At 70.9% G+C, this 15470-nt stretch carries 8 protein-coding genes and 2 pseudogenes; 5 read left to right on the forward strand and 5 right to left on the reverse strand.

Features of this window, described 5'->3' with window-relative positions:
• Nucleotides 1-33: 33 nt before the first annotated feature.
• The 3 genes and pseudogenes from ACIO6U_RS14170 to ACIO6U_RS14180 form a co-directional block, all read right to left on the reverse strand.
• Nucleotides 34-1569, reverse strand: a complete 1536-nt coding sequence (locus tag ACIO6U_RS14170; RefSeq protein WP_401718773.1) for a carotenoid oxygenase family protein — start codon at nucleotides 1567-1569, stop codon at nucleotides 34-36.
• A gap of 238 nt (nucleotides 1570-1807) precedes the next feature.
• Nucleotides 1808-5719, reverse strand: coding sequence for a GH92 family glycosyl hydrolase (locus ACIO6U_RS14175; RefSeq protein WP_401718776.1), 3912 nt, complete (start codon nucleotides 5717-5719; stop codon nucleotides 1808-1810).
• 1091 nt (nucleotides 5720-6810) lie between these two features.
• Nucleotides 6811-9141, reverse strand: a pseudogene (locus ACIO6U_RS14180) (GH92 family glycosyl hydrolase); the annotation flags it as partial.
• Between the two features lie 485 nt (nucleotides 9142-9626).
• Here ACIO6U_RS14180 and ACIO6U_RS14185 point away from each other — a divergent pair.
• Complete coding sequence (locus ACIO6U_RS14185; RefSeq protein WP_401308369.1) at nucleotides 9627-10175, forward strand: DUF1062 domain-containing protein; 549 nt, start codon at nucleotides 9627-9629, stop codon at nucleotides 10173-10175.
• Between the two features lie 95 nt (nucleotides 10176-10270).
• Here ACIO6U_RS14185 and ACIO6U_RS14190 read toward each other — a convergent pair whose 3' ends face one another.
• Nucleotides 10271-11185 (reverse strand): EamA family transporter, encoded by a 915-nt coding sequence (locus ACIO6U_RS14190; protein ID WP_355341784.1) that lies wholly within the window; start codon nucleotides 11183-11185, stop codon nucleotides 10271-10273.
• Nucleotides 11186-11282: 97 nt separating this feature from the next.
• On the opposite strand from ACIO6U_RS14190, the gene ACIO6U_RS14195 reads away from it, so the two are divergent.
• The 3 genes from ACIO6U_RS14195 (at nucleotide 11283) to ACIO6U_RS14205 (ending at nucleotide 12785) form a co-directional block, all read left to right on the forward strand.
• Nucleotides 11283-11459 (forward strand): ribbon-helix-helix protein, CopG family, encoded by a 177-nt coding sequence (locus tag ACIO6U_RS14195; RefSeq protein WP_401719727.1) that lies wholly within the window; start codon nucleotides 11283-11285, stop codon nucleotides 11457-11459.
• Between the two features lie 14 nt (nucleotides 11460-11473).
• Entirely contained in the window at nucleotides 11474-11821 is a 348-nt protein-coding gene (locus ACIO6U_RS14200; RefSeq protein WP_401718779.1) for a VOC family protein, read from the forward strand.
• 61 nt (nucleotides 11822-11882) lie between these two features.
• On the forward strand, nucleotides 11883-12785 hold the full coding sequence (locus tag ACIO6U_RS14205) for a class I SAM-dependent methyltransferase (RefSeq protein WP_401718782.1): 903 nt from the start codon (nucleotides 11883-11885) through the stop codon (nucleotides 12783-12785).
• Between the two features lie 9 nt (nucleotides 12786-12794).
• On the opposite strand, the pseudogene ACIO6U_RS14210 reads toward ACIO6U_RS14205, so the two are convergent.
• Nucleotides 12795-12938, reverse strand: a pseudogene (locus tag ACIO6U_RS14210) (transcriptional regulator); the annotation flags it as partial.
• A gap of 276 nt (nucleotides 12939-13214) precedes the next feature.
• On the opposite strand from ACIO6U_RS14210, the gene ACIO6U_RS14215 reads away from it, so the two are divergent.
• Nucleotides 13215-15422 carry a hypothetical protein gene (locus tag ACIO6U_RS14215; protein WP_401718784.1) on the forward strand — a complete coding sequence of 736 codons (2208 nt, stop codon included), beginning with the start codon at nucleotides 13215-13217 and terminating at the stop codon, nucleotides 15420-15422.
• The last annotated feature ends 48 nt before the right edge of the window (nucleotides 15423-15470 follow it).

A 15470-nucleotide genomic window follows, 5' to 3' on the forward strand; every position in this document is an offset into this window, starting at 1 on the left:
GCTCCCCCGTCAGACCGTCGCCGCTCTCCCCCGTCAGACCGTCGGCACCCAACTCCCGTGCAGGCCGAGCGGAATGGTGGCCGGGAGGTGGATCCTGGCCAGCGGGGCGGCCGTGAAGTCCTGGGCGGACAGGATGACGAGGTCGGCCGCGCCCCGGTCGGGGTTGTGGACGTAGGACAGGACGTAACCGTCGTCCTCGGCCTTGGCGTGCTCGTGCGCGGGGACGAAGACCGGCTCGCTGACGGCCGCGTCCTTCGGGAAGCGGTGCGTCTGGGTGGTGCCGCGCAGCAGGTCGTGCTTGATGAGCGCGTTGCCGAAGTGGGTGTCGGGCGGCACGCCGTCCAGCGTCTCGTACGCCGTCCACATCGCGGCGGCCGTGGCGGCGTAACCGTAGCGGTGGCGGCGCGAGACCAGGCTCTCGCGGATGCGGGGGAACTCCTGCGGGCGGTCGTCGATCCGCCGCGGGCGGGCCCGGCCGCGCTCCAGGTCGATCGTCAGCCGGTCGAGCCGGGGGGTGCCGAGCGCCGAGGGGCCGTCGCCGAGGGTGCCGCGGCCCGCCGCGAAGAACGGCGCGGGGAAGGTGATGAAGTCGACGACCACCGAGTGCCCGTCGTCGTAGGCGTTGAGCGTGTGCGAGTAGTACGAGCCGGGGTCGGCCTCGAACCAGCGGACCCGGCCGCCCCGGCGCGGCATCACCCCGACCCGCGCCGGGTGCTTGTCGTTCCAGACGTACGGCACGATCGCGCCCGCCTCGGCCGCCGCCGCGTCGAAGGTCACCGGGGTGTCGAAGATGATCACATACCGCTCGGTGAGCGCGAAGTCGTGCATCATCGGGCTGTCCGCGACCGGAATCCTCGTGGTCCGTACGACCTTCCCCGTGTGGTCGATCACCAGGTGCCGTACGTGGTCCCAGGTCGGGTAGTACGTGATCGCGTGCAGTTCGTCCGCCCGCTCGTCGTACTTGGTGTGCGCGGTGAACGCCCCGCTGAGCGTGCCGCCGAAGTCGTACGGGCGGACGGTGTTCAGCTCCTCGTCGAGTTCGTACGGCGCCGGGCCGCTCTCCTGGACCGCGAGGAGCTTGCCCTTGTACGGGATCACGTGCGTGTTGTTGGCGAAGTCGTCGTCGGGCACGGGGCCGTGGTAGGGCTCCCCCAGTTGCGCGGCGACGCCCGCCGACCTCACCCACCGGTTGCGGTACCACTCGGCGCGGCCGTCCCTGAGGCGTACGCCGTGCACCATGCCCTGGCCGAGCATCCAGTGGTGGGTCCGTGGGTCCTCCAGGCCCAGGACATTGGGGCCGTTGCGCAGATAGCGGCCGTCGAGTGCGGCCGGGACACGGCCGGTCACCGGCAGGTCGAAGGCGGTGACCTCCTCGGTGGCCGGTGCGAACGCGCCCTTGAGGAAGGGGTAGGGCACGGTGCCGCGGCGCGCGGCGCCGGTCCCGGTCCGCCGCCCGTCCGAGCGGGCCTCGGCGACGCCCGCGCCGCTCAGGGCGACCGCCCCGCCGATCGCCGCCGCCGCGCCCCCGCGCAACATCGTCCGTCGCGTGCACCGCGTGAAATCCGTCATCGGTCCGACTCCCCGTCTCCCGCTCTCCGGTCAGGTCGCCGCGACCGCGGCGCCTTCAACGACCCTCCCGCGCCGCGGGGTTCCGGGTCACTGCGGCCCGCGCCCGAACGGGGGTGGGGGCAGCCCCACCGGGACATCCCTGATGCGGGCGCCGAAGAACCGGGGCCGGGAACGCGGCCGGGGGCCGCGACATGGTGTCGCGGCCCCCGGTCTCACACGGGTCGTACGGACCTGCGGGTCAGTGCCCGTGGCCTCCCTGCCCCTGCTGTGCCAGCAGTTCCACCTCGGTCAGCGTCGTGGACGCGGCACCGTTGTTGGCGGTCACCACCAGGCGGTACGTGGAGTACGCGCCGGGGTGGGCTATCTGGAACGGCCGGGTCTGGAGGCGGCTGTCGAAGCTCTCGCCACTCCTGGAGTCCAGCGTGCTCCAGTGCTTGCCGTCGGTGGTGCCCTGGAGCTGCCAGCTCTTCGGGTCCTGTGCCGCGGTGCTGCCGGAGGTCAGGGTGTAGAAACCGGCCTGCTTCTTCGCCGAGCCCCCGGTGAAGGCGTACTGCACCGTCGGGTCGGCGGCGGGGAAGGTCACCCCGGTCTTCGAGGTGTTGTCGAAGAGCGCGGCGACATCAGTGCCGTCAGCGGACGTCGCGGTGCCGAGGTCGGGCCCTGTCAGGTCCGCCAGCGGCTGCGGCGCCTTGCCCGCCGGGGTCAGCGACGCGGGCAGCGCGTTCTTGCCCGTGCCCCACTTGGACGGCTTGGAGCCCATGGTGAAGTCCAGGCGCGCACCGGACGAGAGCTGGCTCTGCGTCAGGTACACCTTGTTCCACGCCTTGCCGTTGACCTTCAGCGACTGCACGTAGATGTTGCTGCTGCTGTTGTTCGGCGCGTTGACGACGATGCTCTTGCCGTTGTCCAGGTGGACCGTCGCCTTGGTGAACAGCGGGGAGCCGATCACGTAGTTGTCGCTGCCGACCTGGAGCGGGTAGAAGCCCAGCGCGCTGAAGATCTGCCAGGTGGCGGTGGCGCCGTTGTCCTCGTCACCGGGGAAGCCCTGGCCGATCGAGCTGCCCGTGAACAGCCGCCGGGTGGCCTCGCGCACGACGGCCTGGGTCTTGGCCGGGTCGCCCGCGTAGTCGTACATGTAGGGGATGGCGAACGACGGCTGGTTGCTCAGGCCGAGTTCACCCATCCGGACGTCGCGGGCCTCCAGCATCTCGTGGATGGTGCCGCCGTAGCCGCCCGCGTCACCGTCGGCGGTCTCCTGGGTGTTGAAGAACGCGTCGAGCTTCTTCTCCAGGCCCTTCTGGCCGCCGTAGAGCGCGGCGAGGCCGTTCGGGTCCTGCGGCACCGTGAAGGCGTAGTTCCAGGCGTTGGTCTCGGTGTACTCGTTGCCCCACTGCTGCGGGTCGTACTGGGCGTCCGGGACGCGCCACGAGCCGTCGGCCTTGCGGCCCTCGAAGAAACCGACACCGGTGTTGAACAGGTTGGTGTAGTTCTGCGCGCGGCCCAGGAAGTACGCGGACTCCTCCTGGTAGCGCTGCCGGTCGGCCTTGGAGGTGTGCGGGTCCTTGGCGAGCTTGGCGGCCATGGTGGCGATGCCGTAGTCGTTGATGTAGCCGTCCAGCGACCACGAGACGCTGCCGTCGACCGAGGTGTTGGTGTATCCGGTGAACACCGAGGTGTCCAGGCCCTTGCGGCCGACACCGCCCGCGGTCGGGAAGACGGTGGCGTTCTTGACCGCGGCCTCGTAGGCGGCCTTGGCGTCGAAATTCTCCACGCCCTTGGCGAAGGCGTCCGCGAAGGCGACGTCGGAGCTGGTGCCGGTCATCAGGTCGGCGTAGCCCGGCGAGGACCAGCGCGAGATCCAGCCGCCGTCCTTGTACTGCTGCACGAAGCCGTCGGCGAGTTCACCCGCGGTCTTCGACTCCAGCAGCGAGTAGGCGGGCCACTCGGTGCGATAGGTGTCCCAGAAGCCGTTGTTGACGTAGACCTTGCCGTCCACGATCTTCGCGCCGGTCTCGGTGGGCGTGTTGCTGCCGGTGGCCTTGGAGAACGGGCTGGCGTACTTGTACACCGGCTTCTTGGCCGTACCGGTGTTCTCGGAACCGGAGTTGGGGTACAGGTTCATCCGGTACAGGTTCGAGTACAGCGTGGTGAGCTGGTCGTCGCTGGCGCCCTGGACCTCGACCTTGCCCAGCTTGGCGTTCCACAGCCGCTCGGCGCTCTTCTTGACGCTGTCGAAGGACGTGCCCTGCGGGATCTCCAGGTCCAGGTTCTTCTTCGCCTGGTCGGCGCTGATGAACGAGGTGGCCAGGCGCATCGTCACGGTCTTGCTCTTGGACGTGTCGAACTGCGCGTAGCCGGTGACGTTGTCGCGGCCCTGTCCGGTGACCTTGGTGGCCGTGCCGGGGGTCCGGTCGAACTCGGCGTGCACGAACATCCGCGTCGCGGCCTCGCCGCCGCCGATGTTGACGTCCGAGAAGCCGTCCAGGGTGCCCTTGGCGGCGTCGAAGGTCAGGCCGCCGTTGTTGTTCACGTTGTCGAAGAGCAGGTCGCCGTTGTCACCGGGGAAGGCGAAGCGGTAGACGGCGGAGTGGTCGGTCGGTGCTATCTCGGCCTTCACGCCGTTCTTGAACGTGACGCCGTAGTAGTGCGGCTGCGCGACCTCGTCCTTGTGGTCGAAGGCCAGCGCCCGCTTGCTCCGGTTCAGGTCCGGGGTGCCGGACACCGCGGACGGCATCACCTGGAAGGTGTCGCGGTCGCCCATCCACGGGCTGGGCTCGTGGCTGATGCCGAGCGCCTGGAGCGTCGGCAGGTTGTCGGCGTTGTTCTGGGCCGCGTAGCTGTACTCCCAGCTCGTCGAACCCGCGTCGGTGACCGGCGTGAAGAAGTTGAAGCCGTTCGGGACCGCGGTCAGCGGCAGGTTGTTGCCGCGCGAGAAGGAGCCGGAGGCGTTGGTGCCGCGCCGGGTGTCGACGTGCTCGGCGTAGCTCTTGGCGGTGGGCGCCGGGGCGGCGCCGATGGTCAGGTCGTCGATCCAGCCCTTGAACTGGGTGGACGCGCCCGCCTCGGAGCTGCCGGCCGGGTCGTCGTAGCCGAGCAGGACCCGGTCGATCGTCTTGCCCGCGGCGACCTTGCCGATCGCGGAGACCACGGCGTTCCACTGCGAGGCGTAGAGGATCTTGCCCGCGCCCTGGCCCTGCGGGCTGAGCGGGGTGCCGTACTCGTCGAGCGCCGGGGTCCGCAGCTTGCTCAGGTACGTGCCGTCGGTGAAGTGCAGGTCTATGGAGGCGTACGTGCTCGGGTACTTCAGGTCGCCGCCGGTCAGCTCGGGGAATATGTCGTACGAGAGCTGGGTGTTGCGGCTGACCGGGATGCGCACGTCGTAGAGCTTGTTATAGGCGTGCACGGCGCCGGACTTCGTGTGGGTGCCCGAGTACTGGAGCGCCTTCAGGCCGCTGAAGCCGACGCTCGGCTTCACATTGGGCCCGGAGGCGGGGCCCTTGCCGATCTCGGTGGTCATGCCCGCGACGGGCGTCGGCGCCGGGGAGCCGTCGGACAGGATGAGGTCCGCGAGCTGCACGATGTCGCCGCTGTTGTTGGCCGAGACGTTCAGCCGGTAGTAGCGGTGCGGCGCGGGGTCGGCGACGTCGTAGATGTTGGACTTGTACCGGCCGCTGAACTTCACGCCGCTACGGGTGTCCACCGTCGTCCAGGTGCTGCCGTCGTCGGAGCCCTGGAGGGTGAAGTCCTTCGGGTCGCGCTCGGGCGAGTCGTTCGCGGACGTCAGCGCGTACTTCTTGACCGTCACGTCCTCGGACAGCTTGTACTGGAGCCAGCCGGTGTTCGCGAAGGTGAGCCACTTGGTGTTGGCGTCCTCGTCGGCCGCGTTCTTCGCGACCTCGTTCGGCGGATTGTCCGAACTGGCCGTGACCTCGGCGATCTTGTCCTTGACGCTGCCGGCCAGCACCGGGAGGGTGCCCGCGGTCACGCCGGAGACCAGGGGGTTGCCCTTGGCGTCGGTCTCGGCGGTGCTGCTCCACGTGGGCTGCGTGTCGCCGGACTCGAAGGAGGTGGTGAAGGCGGGGGCGCCGCCCGACTTGGCCGCGTCCGCGTCCGCGTGCGCCACGGCGGACGCGGGCACGGTCAGGGTCATCGATACCGCACCTGCCAGCAATGTTCTGGTGAGGGTGCGGCGAAGTGGGCCACGTCTCATGGGTGTTGCCTTTCTGCTTGCGGCTCCGGGTCGTGCTCCGGGACGTTCTGTTACGGGTGCGGGTGCCGCTGTGGGTACGGGTGCGGGTTCGGATACGGGTTCAGGGGCGTCGCTCGTCACGCGTCACGTCCGCTGATCGCGTACAGCGCCAGCCGGGCGTCGTCGGGCAGGGTGAGGGAGACGGCGGTCTTCGCGCTGTCCAGCGGGACCGCGATGTGCCAGATGTCGACCCCGACACCGTCGGGCGCGCCCTGCTTGTCGTAGCGGGAGTCGGCGTGGATCGCGGCGTCCTCGCCGAGCCGGGGAGCGCCGGCCGCCCAGTCGGTCGCGGTCAGGGTGACGGGCGCGGACGTGCCGTCCGAGTAGTGCACGGTGGCGGCGCCGGTGACGTCGCCGTGGTGCGCGGTGAGCAGCACGTCGAGCGCGGAGTAGGAGCGCCGCACGAGAGCGACGCTCTGGCCGTGCGCGGTGGCGAAGTTGGCCGCGGCGCCGGTGGTGTCGGGGAAGGTGTAGGCCCGCCCGCCGAGCACGCCGGGGCCCGGCGCCGGGAGCTGTTCCGCGGGGAAGCTGGTCCCGGTGCCGTCGAAGTCGGCGCCGGTCGCGCCCGCCGTGCCGACGCCGTCCACGTCGTACTGCGCGGACAGGTCCTGCGGGCAGTACCCGCTGCCGCCCTGGCAGGTCGAGGTGGCGACCGAGACCGGCACGGTCCTGGTCACCGAGGGGCCGCCGGACTGCGTGACCTTGACGGTGACCTGGTAGGTGCCGTCGGGGGTGCCCGCCGGGGCGGAGATCCGTACCGGCACCACCTTGGTGGTGGGCAGCGTCCCCGAGTCCACGCGGAAGCCGCTCGTGCGCGGGCTCGCGGTGAGCCCGTGCGGCGCGCTGACCGTGACGGTGCCCGAGACCTTGCCGGGGGCGGTGAGGACGGCGGAGACGTCCACGTCCGTCCCGGGGCCGCCCGCGAGGACGCCGGGCGCGGCCGGGGAGAGCGACGCGGCGGTGTGCCGTACGGGCGCCGCCACGTGGGCGGGCGCGGGCGGCCCGTCGTTCTTGCCGGTGCCCCAGCTCGACGGCTTGGCGCCGACGGTGAGCGAGAGGTCCTTGCCCGCCTTGATGTCCCGGGTGCTGATGTACGTGGTCCGCAGATTCTTGCCGCCGAGCCGCGCGGACTGGATGTACCGGTTGGTGTCGGTGCTGCCCGGCGCGGTGATCGTCATCTTGCCGCTCGGGTAGTAGTGCCGGTCGAGGGTCAGGTCGACCCGGTCGAAGACCGGCGTGGACAGCCCCCACAGGTCGGTGCCCGGCGTCATCGGGTAGATGCCGATCGCCGAGAGCACCTGCCACGACGACATGGTGCCGAGGTCGTCGTTGCCGGTGACGCCGTTCGGCGCGTCCGTGAAGAGGGTCAGCCCGGCGTGCACCACGTCGGTGGTCTTCCACGGCTGCCCGGTGGACAGATACGTGTACGGGGAGCTGAGGTCGGGCTCGTTCTGCGGGTTGTACTTGTCCTGGTTGTAGTACGAGTACGGGCCGTTGACCCAGACATCGCGCGCGGTGCCCGCCGGGTCCTTCACCAACTGGCCGTAGGCGAAGAAGGAGTCGAGCCGGGCGTTGGCGGTCGCGTTGCCGCCGATCAGATCCACTATCCCCGGCACGTCCTGCGGGACGAGCCACATGTACTGCCAGGACGTGCCCTCGTGGAAGCCGACGCTGGAGGCGGGGTCCGCCGGGCCGACGAAGGCGCCGTCGGTGTTCCTGGCCCGGAAGAAGCCGGTGCTCGGGTCGAGGATGTTCCGGTAGTTCTGACCTCGCGTCAGATAGCGCCGGGCGTCCGCGGTGTGGCCGAGCGACCGCGCCATCCCGCCCAGGGCGGCGTCGGCGAGCGCGTATTCGAGCGTCGCGGACGGGCCGTGCTGGAAGTCGTTGTCACCGGGCTTGCCGGGCCGCGCCGGGTCGTACGGCACATAGCCGTTCGCCAGGTACTCGACGTCGGCCTGCCGGCCCGCGGACGGCGAAGAGGCGGGCGGCACGGTGTCCGCGTGCTTCTTCAGCGCCCGGTACGCCTCCTCCTCATGGCCCTTGAGCAGGCCCTGCCGGTAGGCGTCCACCAGGAACGGGGTCACCGGGTCGCCGGTCATGATGTTCGTCTCGGCGGTGGCGTACCCCCAGCGCGGGAGCTGTCCGCCCTCGTCCGCGACGCGCAGCAGCGACAGCGCCATGTCGCGGGACTCGCTCGGCGCGAGCAGCGACAGCAGTTGCTGCTGGGTGCGGTAGGTGTCCCACAGCGACCAGTTCTGGTAGTACGTGATGCCGCCCGCCGGGTGCACCTTGTCGTCCCAGCCGGTGTAGCGGCCGTCGACGTCGCTGCCGACGTTCGGCGCGAGGAAGGAGCGGTAGAGCGAGGAGTAGAAGGTCCGCTGCTGCTCCTGGCTGCCGCCCCGCACCCGGATCCGGCCGAGCCGGTCCTGCCAGGACTGCCGCGCGGCGGCGGCCGTCGTGTCGAAGGTGCCGCGCCCCTCGGCCGCGAGGTTCTTCGCGGCGCCGTCCTGGCTCACCCACGACAGCGAGGTGACCGCGGTGACCTGCTGGTCCTTCGTGGTGTCGAAGCGCGCGTAGGCGCCGCCGAGCCCGGTGGAGGTCGAGGTACGGCTGCCCGCCGTCACGGTCTTGCCGCTCCACGTCCCGTACGACTGGAAGGGCCGGTCGAAGCGGGTCTCGGTGTAGACCGTGTACGGCTGGGTGTCCTGGCAGAAGCCGCGGCCGGTGATGGCGGTCAGCACCGTACGGTCGTCGAGCACGGTCACCGTGCTGCTGGTCACCTTGTGCAGCGCCTGGCCGCTGTTGAGCAGCACATTGGCCTGGTCGGTCGCCGGGAAGGTGTAGCGCTGCCAGCCGGTGCGGGTGGTGGCGCTCAGTTCGGCGGTGATGCCGGTGTCGAGCTCGACCTTGTAGTAGCCGGGGGAAGCGGTCTCGTCGGCGTGGCTGAACTTCGCGGCGTAGGCGGCGTCGTCGGTGGCGGTGATCGCACCGGTCGTCGGCAGTACGGGCAGGTCGCCGCCGAGCCCGCAGCCCACGCCTGACAGGTGCACGGAGCTGAAGCCGCGGATGTGGTCCTGGTTGTAGTCGTAACCCGTGTTGTGGCCGGTGTCGGGCGAGAGCTGCACCATTCCGAACGGCACGGCGGCGCCGGGGTAGGTGTTCCCGTCGTCCTGCGAGCCGATGAAAGGGTTGACCAGGTGCGTGAGATCGCCGTCGGCGGCGGAACCGCCGTCGGCCGACGCGGTCTGCGCGGGCAGCGTCGCCGCTCCGGCGGCGAGCAGCGCGGTGAGCGCGGCCAGCGCCGCGGAGCGCAGACGCGGCATCCGTGGAGTCATTTTGTCCTCTACTCGTTTGACAACGTTGTCAGAGCACACCTGGGATACAGGTGGTGGGAGGCACGGGGACATGCCAATGAGACGTCAGGAATCTTTGCCCGAAGAGCCCCTGGCGTCAATGGCGCAGCGCAGGATGATCAAAGGACGGGGTGCATACCCCCACAATGGCGGGTATTTGTCCGTCAAATCCCTTGAATCGGCACCGACTCGGCAGAGGACACGGTCGCCTTGCGGGCATTTTGTACCGAGTTGGGCGAATTCGCGGTGTGGCTGGATGCCTCGGGAGCCGGGCCGCGAAAACCCGTGGAACCGTGCCGCCACGCACGGTTATCGTGCTGCCGCACCTGTCGCCGTGGCAAAGGAACGCCGTTGTACACCTGTTGAGACACCCCTGGCGCTGATCTGTCGCACGTCGCCCCCGGGCGCCGTGCCCCTTTTCGCTGCGGTTTTTCTCACCGAACAGGTGTTCATTCGTGTCACAAACCTGGGTGGTCGCTCCCACCTGCCCGCCTCTTGTCGTGCGCCGTTGCCACTCGTGCCCGTCCGATCGCTTCCGGGCGAGCGGCAGATTCCGGGTCAACGCGCACCACAAGTCCCTCGACGTCTGGCTCCTCGTCCTGTGCGCAGGATGCGGGGAGACCGCGAAGCTCACGGTCTTCGAGCGGGTCAACGTGCGCTCCCTGCGCCCCGACCTGCTGGACAGGCTCCACACCAACGACCCCGGACTGACGGCCGAACTGCTCCGGCACCCGGCCGTCCGGCACCGCAACGGCGTCGCCCTCGACTGGACCGACGCCTGGCGCCTCGACATCACCGGCCCCGGTCACGCGGACGACGAGGCCCTGGAGGTGTCCGTGCGCTTCGCGGCACAGATCCCGCTCCGGCCCGTCCGGCTGATCGCCGACGGGCTCGGCGTCCCACGCGCCGAGGTCAAGCGGCTGATCGACGAGGGGAAGATCGTCTCGGCGCACCGCCTGAGCGGAAAGGCGGGTGGCGACTTCACCTTCCTGCTCAAGCTCTGAGCCCTGCCGGGGGCCTGTTCGGCGCGGTCCGCCGGGCAGGCCCTACGAGGCGCCAGGGGCCGCCGGACAAGCCTTACGGGTCCGCCGGGCAGGCCCTACGGGGCGTCCGTGACGTCGAGGCGGGCACCGCGCGCGGCGCCCGCCGAGGCCGCCACCACGCACAGCACCGCGATCCACTGCGTCCAGCGCAGCGCCTCCTGGAGCACGATCAGGCCGATGAGGGCGGCCATCGCCGGTTCGAGGCTCATGAGGATGCCGAAGACCCGCGGCGGGATCCTGCGCAGCGCCTCCAGTTCCAGCGAGAACGGGACCACCGACGACAGCAGCGCGACGCCGAATCCGGCGGCCAGCACCCACGGGTGGACCAGCGCCGTACTGCCGCCGGCCACACCGAACGGGACGGCCACCAGGGCCGCGACGACCATGCCCAGCGCGAGACCGTTGCCGTGGGCGGTGTGCCGGCCCAGCGCCGCGCCGACCGGGATGTACGCGGCCCAGCACGCGGCGGCGGCGAGCGCGAACAGGAAACCGACGAGGTCGATGTCGCCGCGTCCTCCGACCAGCAGGAGCACACCGGCCGCCGCGAGCAGTGCCCAGAAAGCGTCCAGCCACCGCCGCGACCCGGCCAGGGCCACCGTCAGCGGTCCGAGGAATTCGGTGGTCACCGCGATCCCGAGCGGGAGCCGGGTCAGCGCCTGGTAGAAGCAGAGGTTCATCACGCCGATCGTGACGCCGTAGCCGATCACCACGGCCCACGCCCGGCGGTCCATCCGCAGCGACGGCCGCCACAGCGCCGTCAGCACGACCGCGGCGAAGAACAGCCGCAGCGCGACCGTACCGAGGCTGCCCACCGCGCTGAACAGGTGCGTGGCCACCGCCGAGCCCAGTTGGACGCTGAGGGTGCCGAGCAGCACCAGCGCCGTCGGCGGGATCGCGCCGAAGCCGCGTCGGGCCCGCGCGGCCGGCGAGAAGCGGAGGTACGGGGCGCGTTCGGTCCTGCCGATGTTCATGGTGGCCACGCGCGGAGTATCGACGATCGGGCGCCGCGCGTCGCGTGGTTTTTCCCGGAAGCTTGACCTAGGGAACTAGATTGCTAGCATGGGCGATGTGGGCGACGACGACGTCAAGCAGTTCAACGTGTATCTGCCGATAGGGCTGATCAAGCAGGTCAAGCACCACGCCATCGAGTCGGAGAAGTCGCTGTCGGCGCTGGTCGCCGAGGCGCTGCGCGCGTATCTCGACGAGGCGGCGGAGGCCCCGCGATCAGCGGCGGCGAGCGAGTGACAAGGAGAGTTGAGATGACGACGCGGGGCATCGAGGCCGTGTTCCTGGAAACGCACAATTGGGGCAAGGCGGCCAAGTTCTTCCAAGGGCTCGGCTACGAGCTGGAGTTCTCGACCGATCACAATTCGGGGCAGTTGCGCAACGGCGAAGGACCGTATCTCTTCATCGCCGAGATCCCGGAGACCCAGGAGCCGCGGGCGCCGCGGATGGTGCTGACCGTGGCCGACGCGGACGCCTTCGAGGCCGCGCCGGGCGTCGAGGTCGTCACGCCGTTCGAGGAGACCCACTTCGGGACGCGGGAGATGACCGTACGGGACCCGGACGGCCGGCTGTGGAGCCTCCAGGCCCCGGCGAAGAGCTGACCGTCCGCGCGGCGGCCGTGCACCACACCAGGCGACAGGCAGCACCGACAGGGAGCGCGTCATGAGCGAGCGGCACGAGCGATCGACGGCGGGCCGCGCCGTCCCGGAGGCCGTCGGCGCGGCGGCCGAGCCCGACAGCACCGCCGTACGGGTCGCGCTGTGGCGGGCGGTCCATGTGCTGCACGACCCGCCGCCGCATGTGCTGGCGGACGAGATCGGATTGCGGCTGGCCGACCCCGAGGCGGGCTGGCGGGAGCGCGGGGACATGCATCCCGAAGGCACCAGCCGTTTCCGGGCGGGTGTCGTGGCCCGCGCGCGCTTCGTGGAGGACCTGGTCGTCGAGCGGCTGGACGAGGGCGTCGGACAGTACGTGCTGCTGGGCGCGGGTCTCGACACCTTCGCGCAGCGCAGGCCGGATCTCGCCGACCGGCTGCGGATCTTCGAGGTCGACCGGCCGGAGCCGCAGGAGTGGAAGCGGCGGCGGCTGACCGAACTCGGCTACGGCGTCGGCGACGGGCTGCGCCTGGTGCCGGTCGACTTCGAGACGGCCGGTTCCTGGTGGGATCGGCTGAGGAGGGCCGGATTCGACGCCGGACGGCCCGCGGTGGTGGCCTCCGCCGGGGTCAGCATGTACCTCACGCAGGAGGCCAACGCCGCCACCCTGCGTACCCTCGCCTCGCTCGCACCCGGCTCCACCGTCGTCATGACGTTCATGCCGCCGCTGGACCTGATGGAACCCGACGAGCGCGCCGTCCGCCAGGCCGCGGAGAACGGCGCCCGCGGCTCCGGCACCCCGTTCATCAGCTTCTACGCCCCCGCCGAGATCCTGGCCCTGGCCCGCGCCGCCGGATTCACCGACGCCCGCCACGTCTCGGCCGCCGCCCTCAACGAGCGCTACTTCGCCGGCCGCCCGGACGGCCTGCGCACCTCCAACGGCGAGGAGCTGCTGGTCGCGACGGTCTGACCGGCTCCCTCAGATCCCCCGCGGGTCCCGCCGGGCCGCGCCGATGACGCGAAGGGCGTCGGCGCCGTACACGGCGGATTCCCGCAGGGTGCGCCAGGTGCGCAGGTACGTCTCTACGCTGACCGCGTCGTTGATCCACAGCTCCGCGTGCCAGGGTCCGGCTGGACGAGCCACGGCACTCGATCCGCCTGATCCGCTGAGAGGGCGCGCTTCTCCCCCGGGCGGGACGCCTCCCCCGCCCCCACCGCCTCCCTGGTCACAGCCCCCATGGCCGCTCCGCGGCCCGGATCCGCCGCGATCGGCCGGGCAACAACTCCCCGCACGGGTATGGACGGGCCGCGAAACACCGACGTAGTGTGCTCGGCGGCCCAGGAAGATCAGTGAGGGTTTCCGCGTCCGCGATCTTGAAACGATTCATCCGGGAGAGACATGCCGCACAGTGAAGTGCAGGGACCGACACGGCGCGTACTCGTCACGACGGGGCTGGCCGCCGCGTTCGTCGCGGCGACGGAGGCGGGCGGGGGCCGGGCCGTCGCCGCGGAACCGGCCGCGGGAGCCGCGCCGCAGGGCGCGTCGGCGGTGCCCGCGGGCGCCTCGGTCCCCGCCTCGCGGCCCGGCGGCAAGGCGCCCTCGGGCAAGTGGGACGCCTTCAACCTCTCCCCCGCCAGCCGTACGGTGCGCCCGGTCGCCGTCTACACGCTCACCGGTGTCGTGCGGCGGCCCGAGGCGCTGGTGACCAAGGGGCGCGGCGCCAAGGCCGTCACCCGGATCACCGGCAAGGGCTCCTCCGTGACCTTCGACTTCGGCAAGGAGGTCGGCGGATTCGTCACTCTCAGCTTCGGGCCGGGCGGTGAAACGAATCAGACGGTCGGGCTGACGTACTCCGAGCTGTCCAACTTCGTCAGCGCGTCGTCCAGCGACGGGTCCAACGGCGGCAGCAACAACGAGCCCGCCGTGCAGTACGCGGTGACGCCCGGCGGGCGGATCAGTACCGACAAGGACACCCCGGTCGCGGGCGCGGGTCCCGCCGCGACCGCGCACCCGGCGTCCCAACTGCGGGGCGGCTTCCGCTACTTGACGGTGGTCAACGAGACCTCGGGCTCCGTGGACCTGACCGATGTCTCGGTACGGATCACCTTCGCGCCGAACGCCGCCGACCTGTCGGCGTACCCCAACTACTTCTACTGCGACGACGACATGCTCAACCGGGTCTGGTACGCGGGCGCCTACACCGTGCAGACCAACATCATCGCCGCCGACCAGGGCCGGGTCTGGGGCCCGCCGGACCTCGGCTGGGACAACAGCGCGAAGGTCGGCGAGGCGGGCGGCACGGTGCTGGTCGACGGCGCCAAGCGCGACCGCACGGTGTGGCCGGGCGACCTCGGCATCTCCGTCCTGACCGACTATGTGTCGCTGGGCGACCTGGTGACCGTGCGCGACTCGCTCCAGACGCTCTACAACCACCAGGACGCCGACGGCGCGCTCCCGTACGCGGGGCCGGCCGTGAACTTCATCGGCAACTCCGACGCCTACCACCTGTGGACGCTCATCGGCACGGCGAGTTACGTCCAGCTCAGCGGCGACACCGCGTGGGCGCGTACGGCGTACGACGCGTACAAGAAGGCCGTGACGTACATCGTCGCGAAGATCGACGGTGACGGGCTGCTGAACGTCACCAGCGCGGCGGACTGGGCGCGTTCGGACGCCGACGGCAAGAACCTCGAAGCCAACGCCATCATGTACCGGGCGCTGGTGACCGCGAGCGCGCTCGCCACGACGCTCGGCGACCCGGCCTCGGCGGGCGCGTGGAAGGCGAAGGCCGCCGCGCTCAAGTCGGCCGTGGAGAGCGGCGGTTACTGGGACGAGGCCGTGGGCCTGTACCGCGACAAGCCGACCGGCGGCGGCGCCTCGCTGTATCCGCAGGACGGCAACGCGCTGGCCGTGTGGTTCGGCCTGGTGGACTCCGCGGACCGCGCGCGGACCATCAGCGCCTCGCTGGCGTGGCGCTGGACGGCGGTCGGCGCGCTGTCGCCGGAGAAGAGCGGTTCCTCCGTGCACCCGTTCCCCGGCGGCATGGAGGTGCACGCGCACTTCGCCGCGGGGCAGGACGCGACCGCGCTCGACCTGATCCGCCGCGAGTGGGGCTTCATGCTCGACAGCCCCACGGGGACGGCCAGTACGTTCTGGGAGGGCTACCGCTCCGACGGCACGTCGGACTACTCCGGTTCGTACATGAGCGCCGCGCACGGCTGGTCGACGGGCCCGACCTCGGCGCTGACCTACCGCTTCCTGGGCATCTCCCCCACCGGCGACGCGGGCGCGGGGCACCGCGTGGAGCCGCACCCCGGCGAACAGCGTTTCGCACAGGGCCAGTTGACCACCGCGAAGGGTGTGATCGGCGCGTCGTGGCAGCAGCGCGGCGGCGGTGAGTTCGACCTGACGGTGAACGCGCCGGGCGGCGCCGTGGACGAGATCGCGGTCCCGGTGACCGACGCGCGCACCTGCGTCGTACGCCTCGACGGCCGCACGGTCTGGCAGGGGTCGGCGCGGCGCACCGGGGTGACCTTCTCCGGCGGCTATGTGCGGATCGCGGGCGTGGCGGCGGGCACCCGCAAGGTGACCGTGCGCCGCCGCTGACCGGCCGCCCGCCCGCGCCCCACAGGGATCGCGCGGGAACGCACCCGC

This window comes from Streptomyces sp. NPDC087422, from assembly GCF_044744145.1.
Taxonomy (GTDB): Bacteria; Actinomycetota; Actinomycetes; order Streptomycetales; family Streptomycetaceae; genus Actinacidiphila.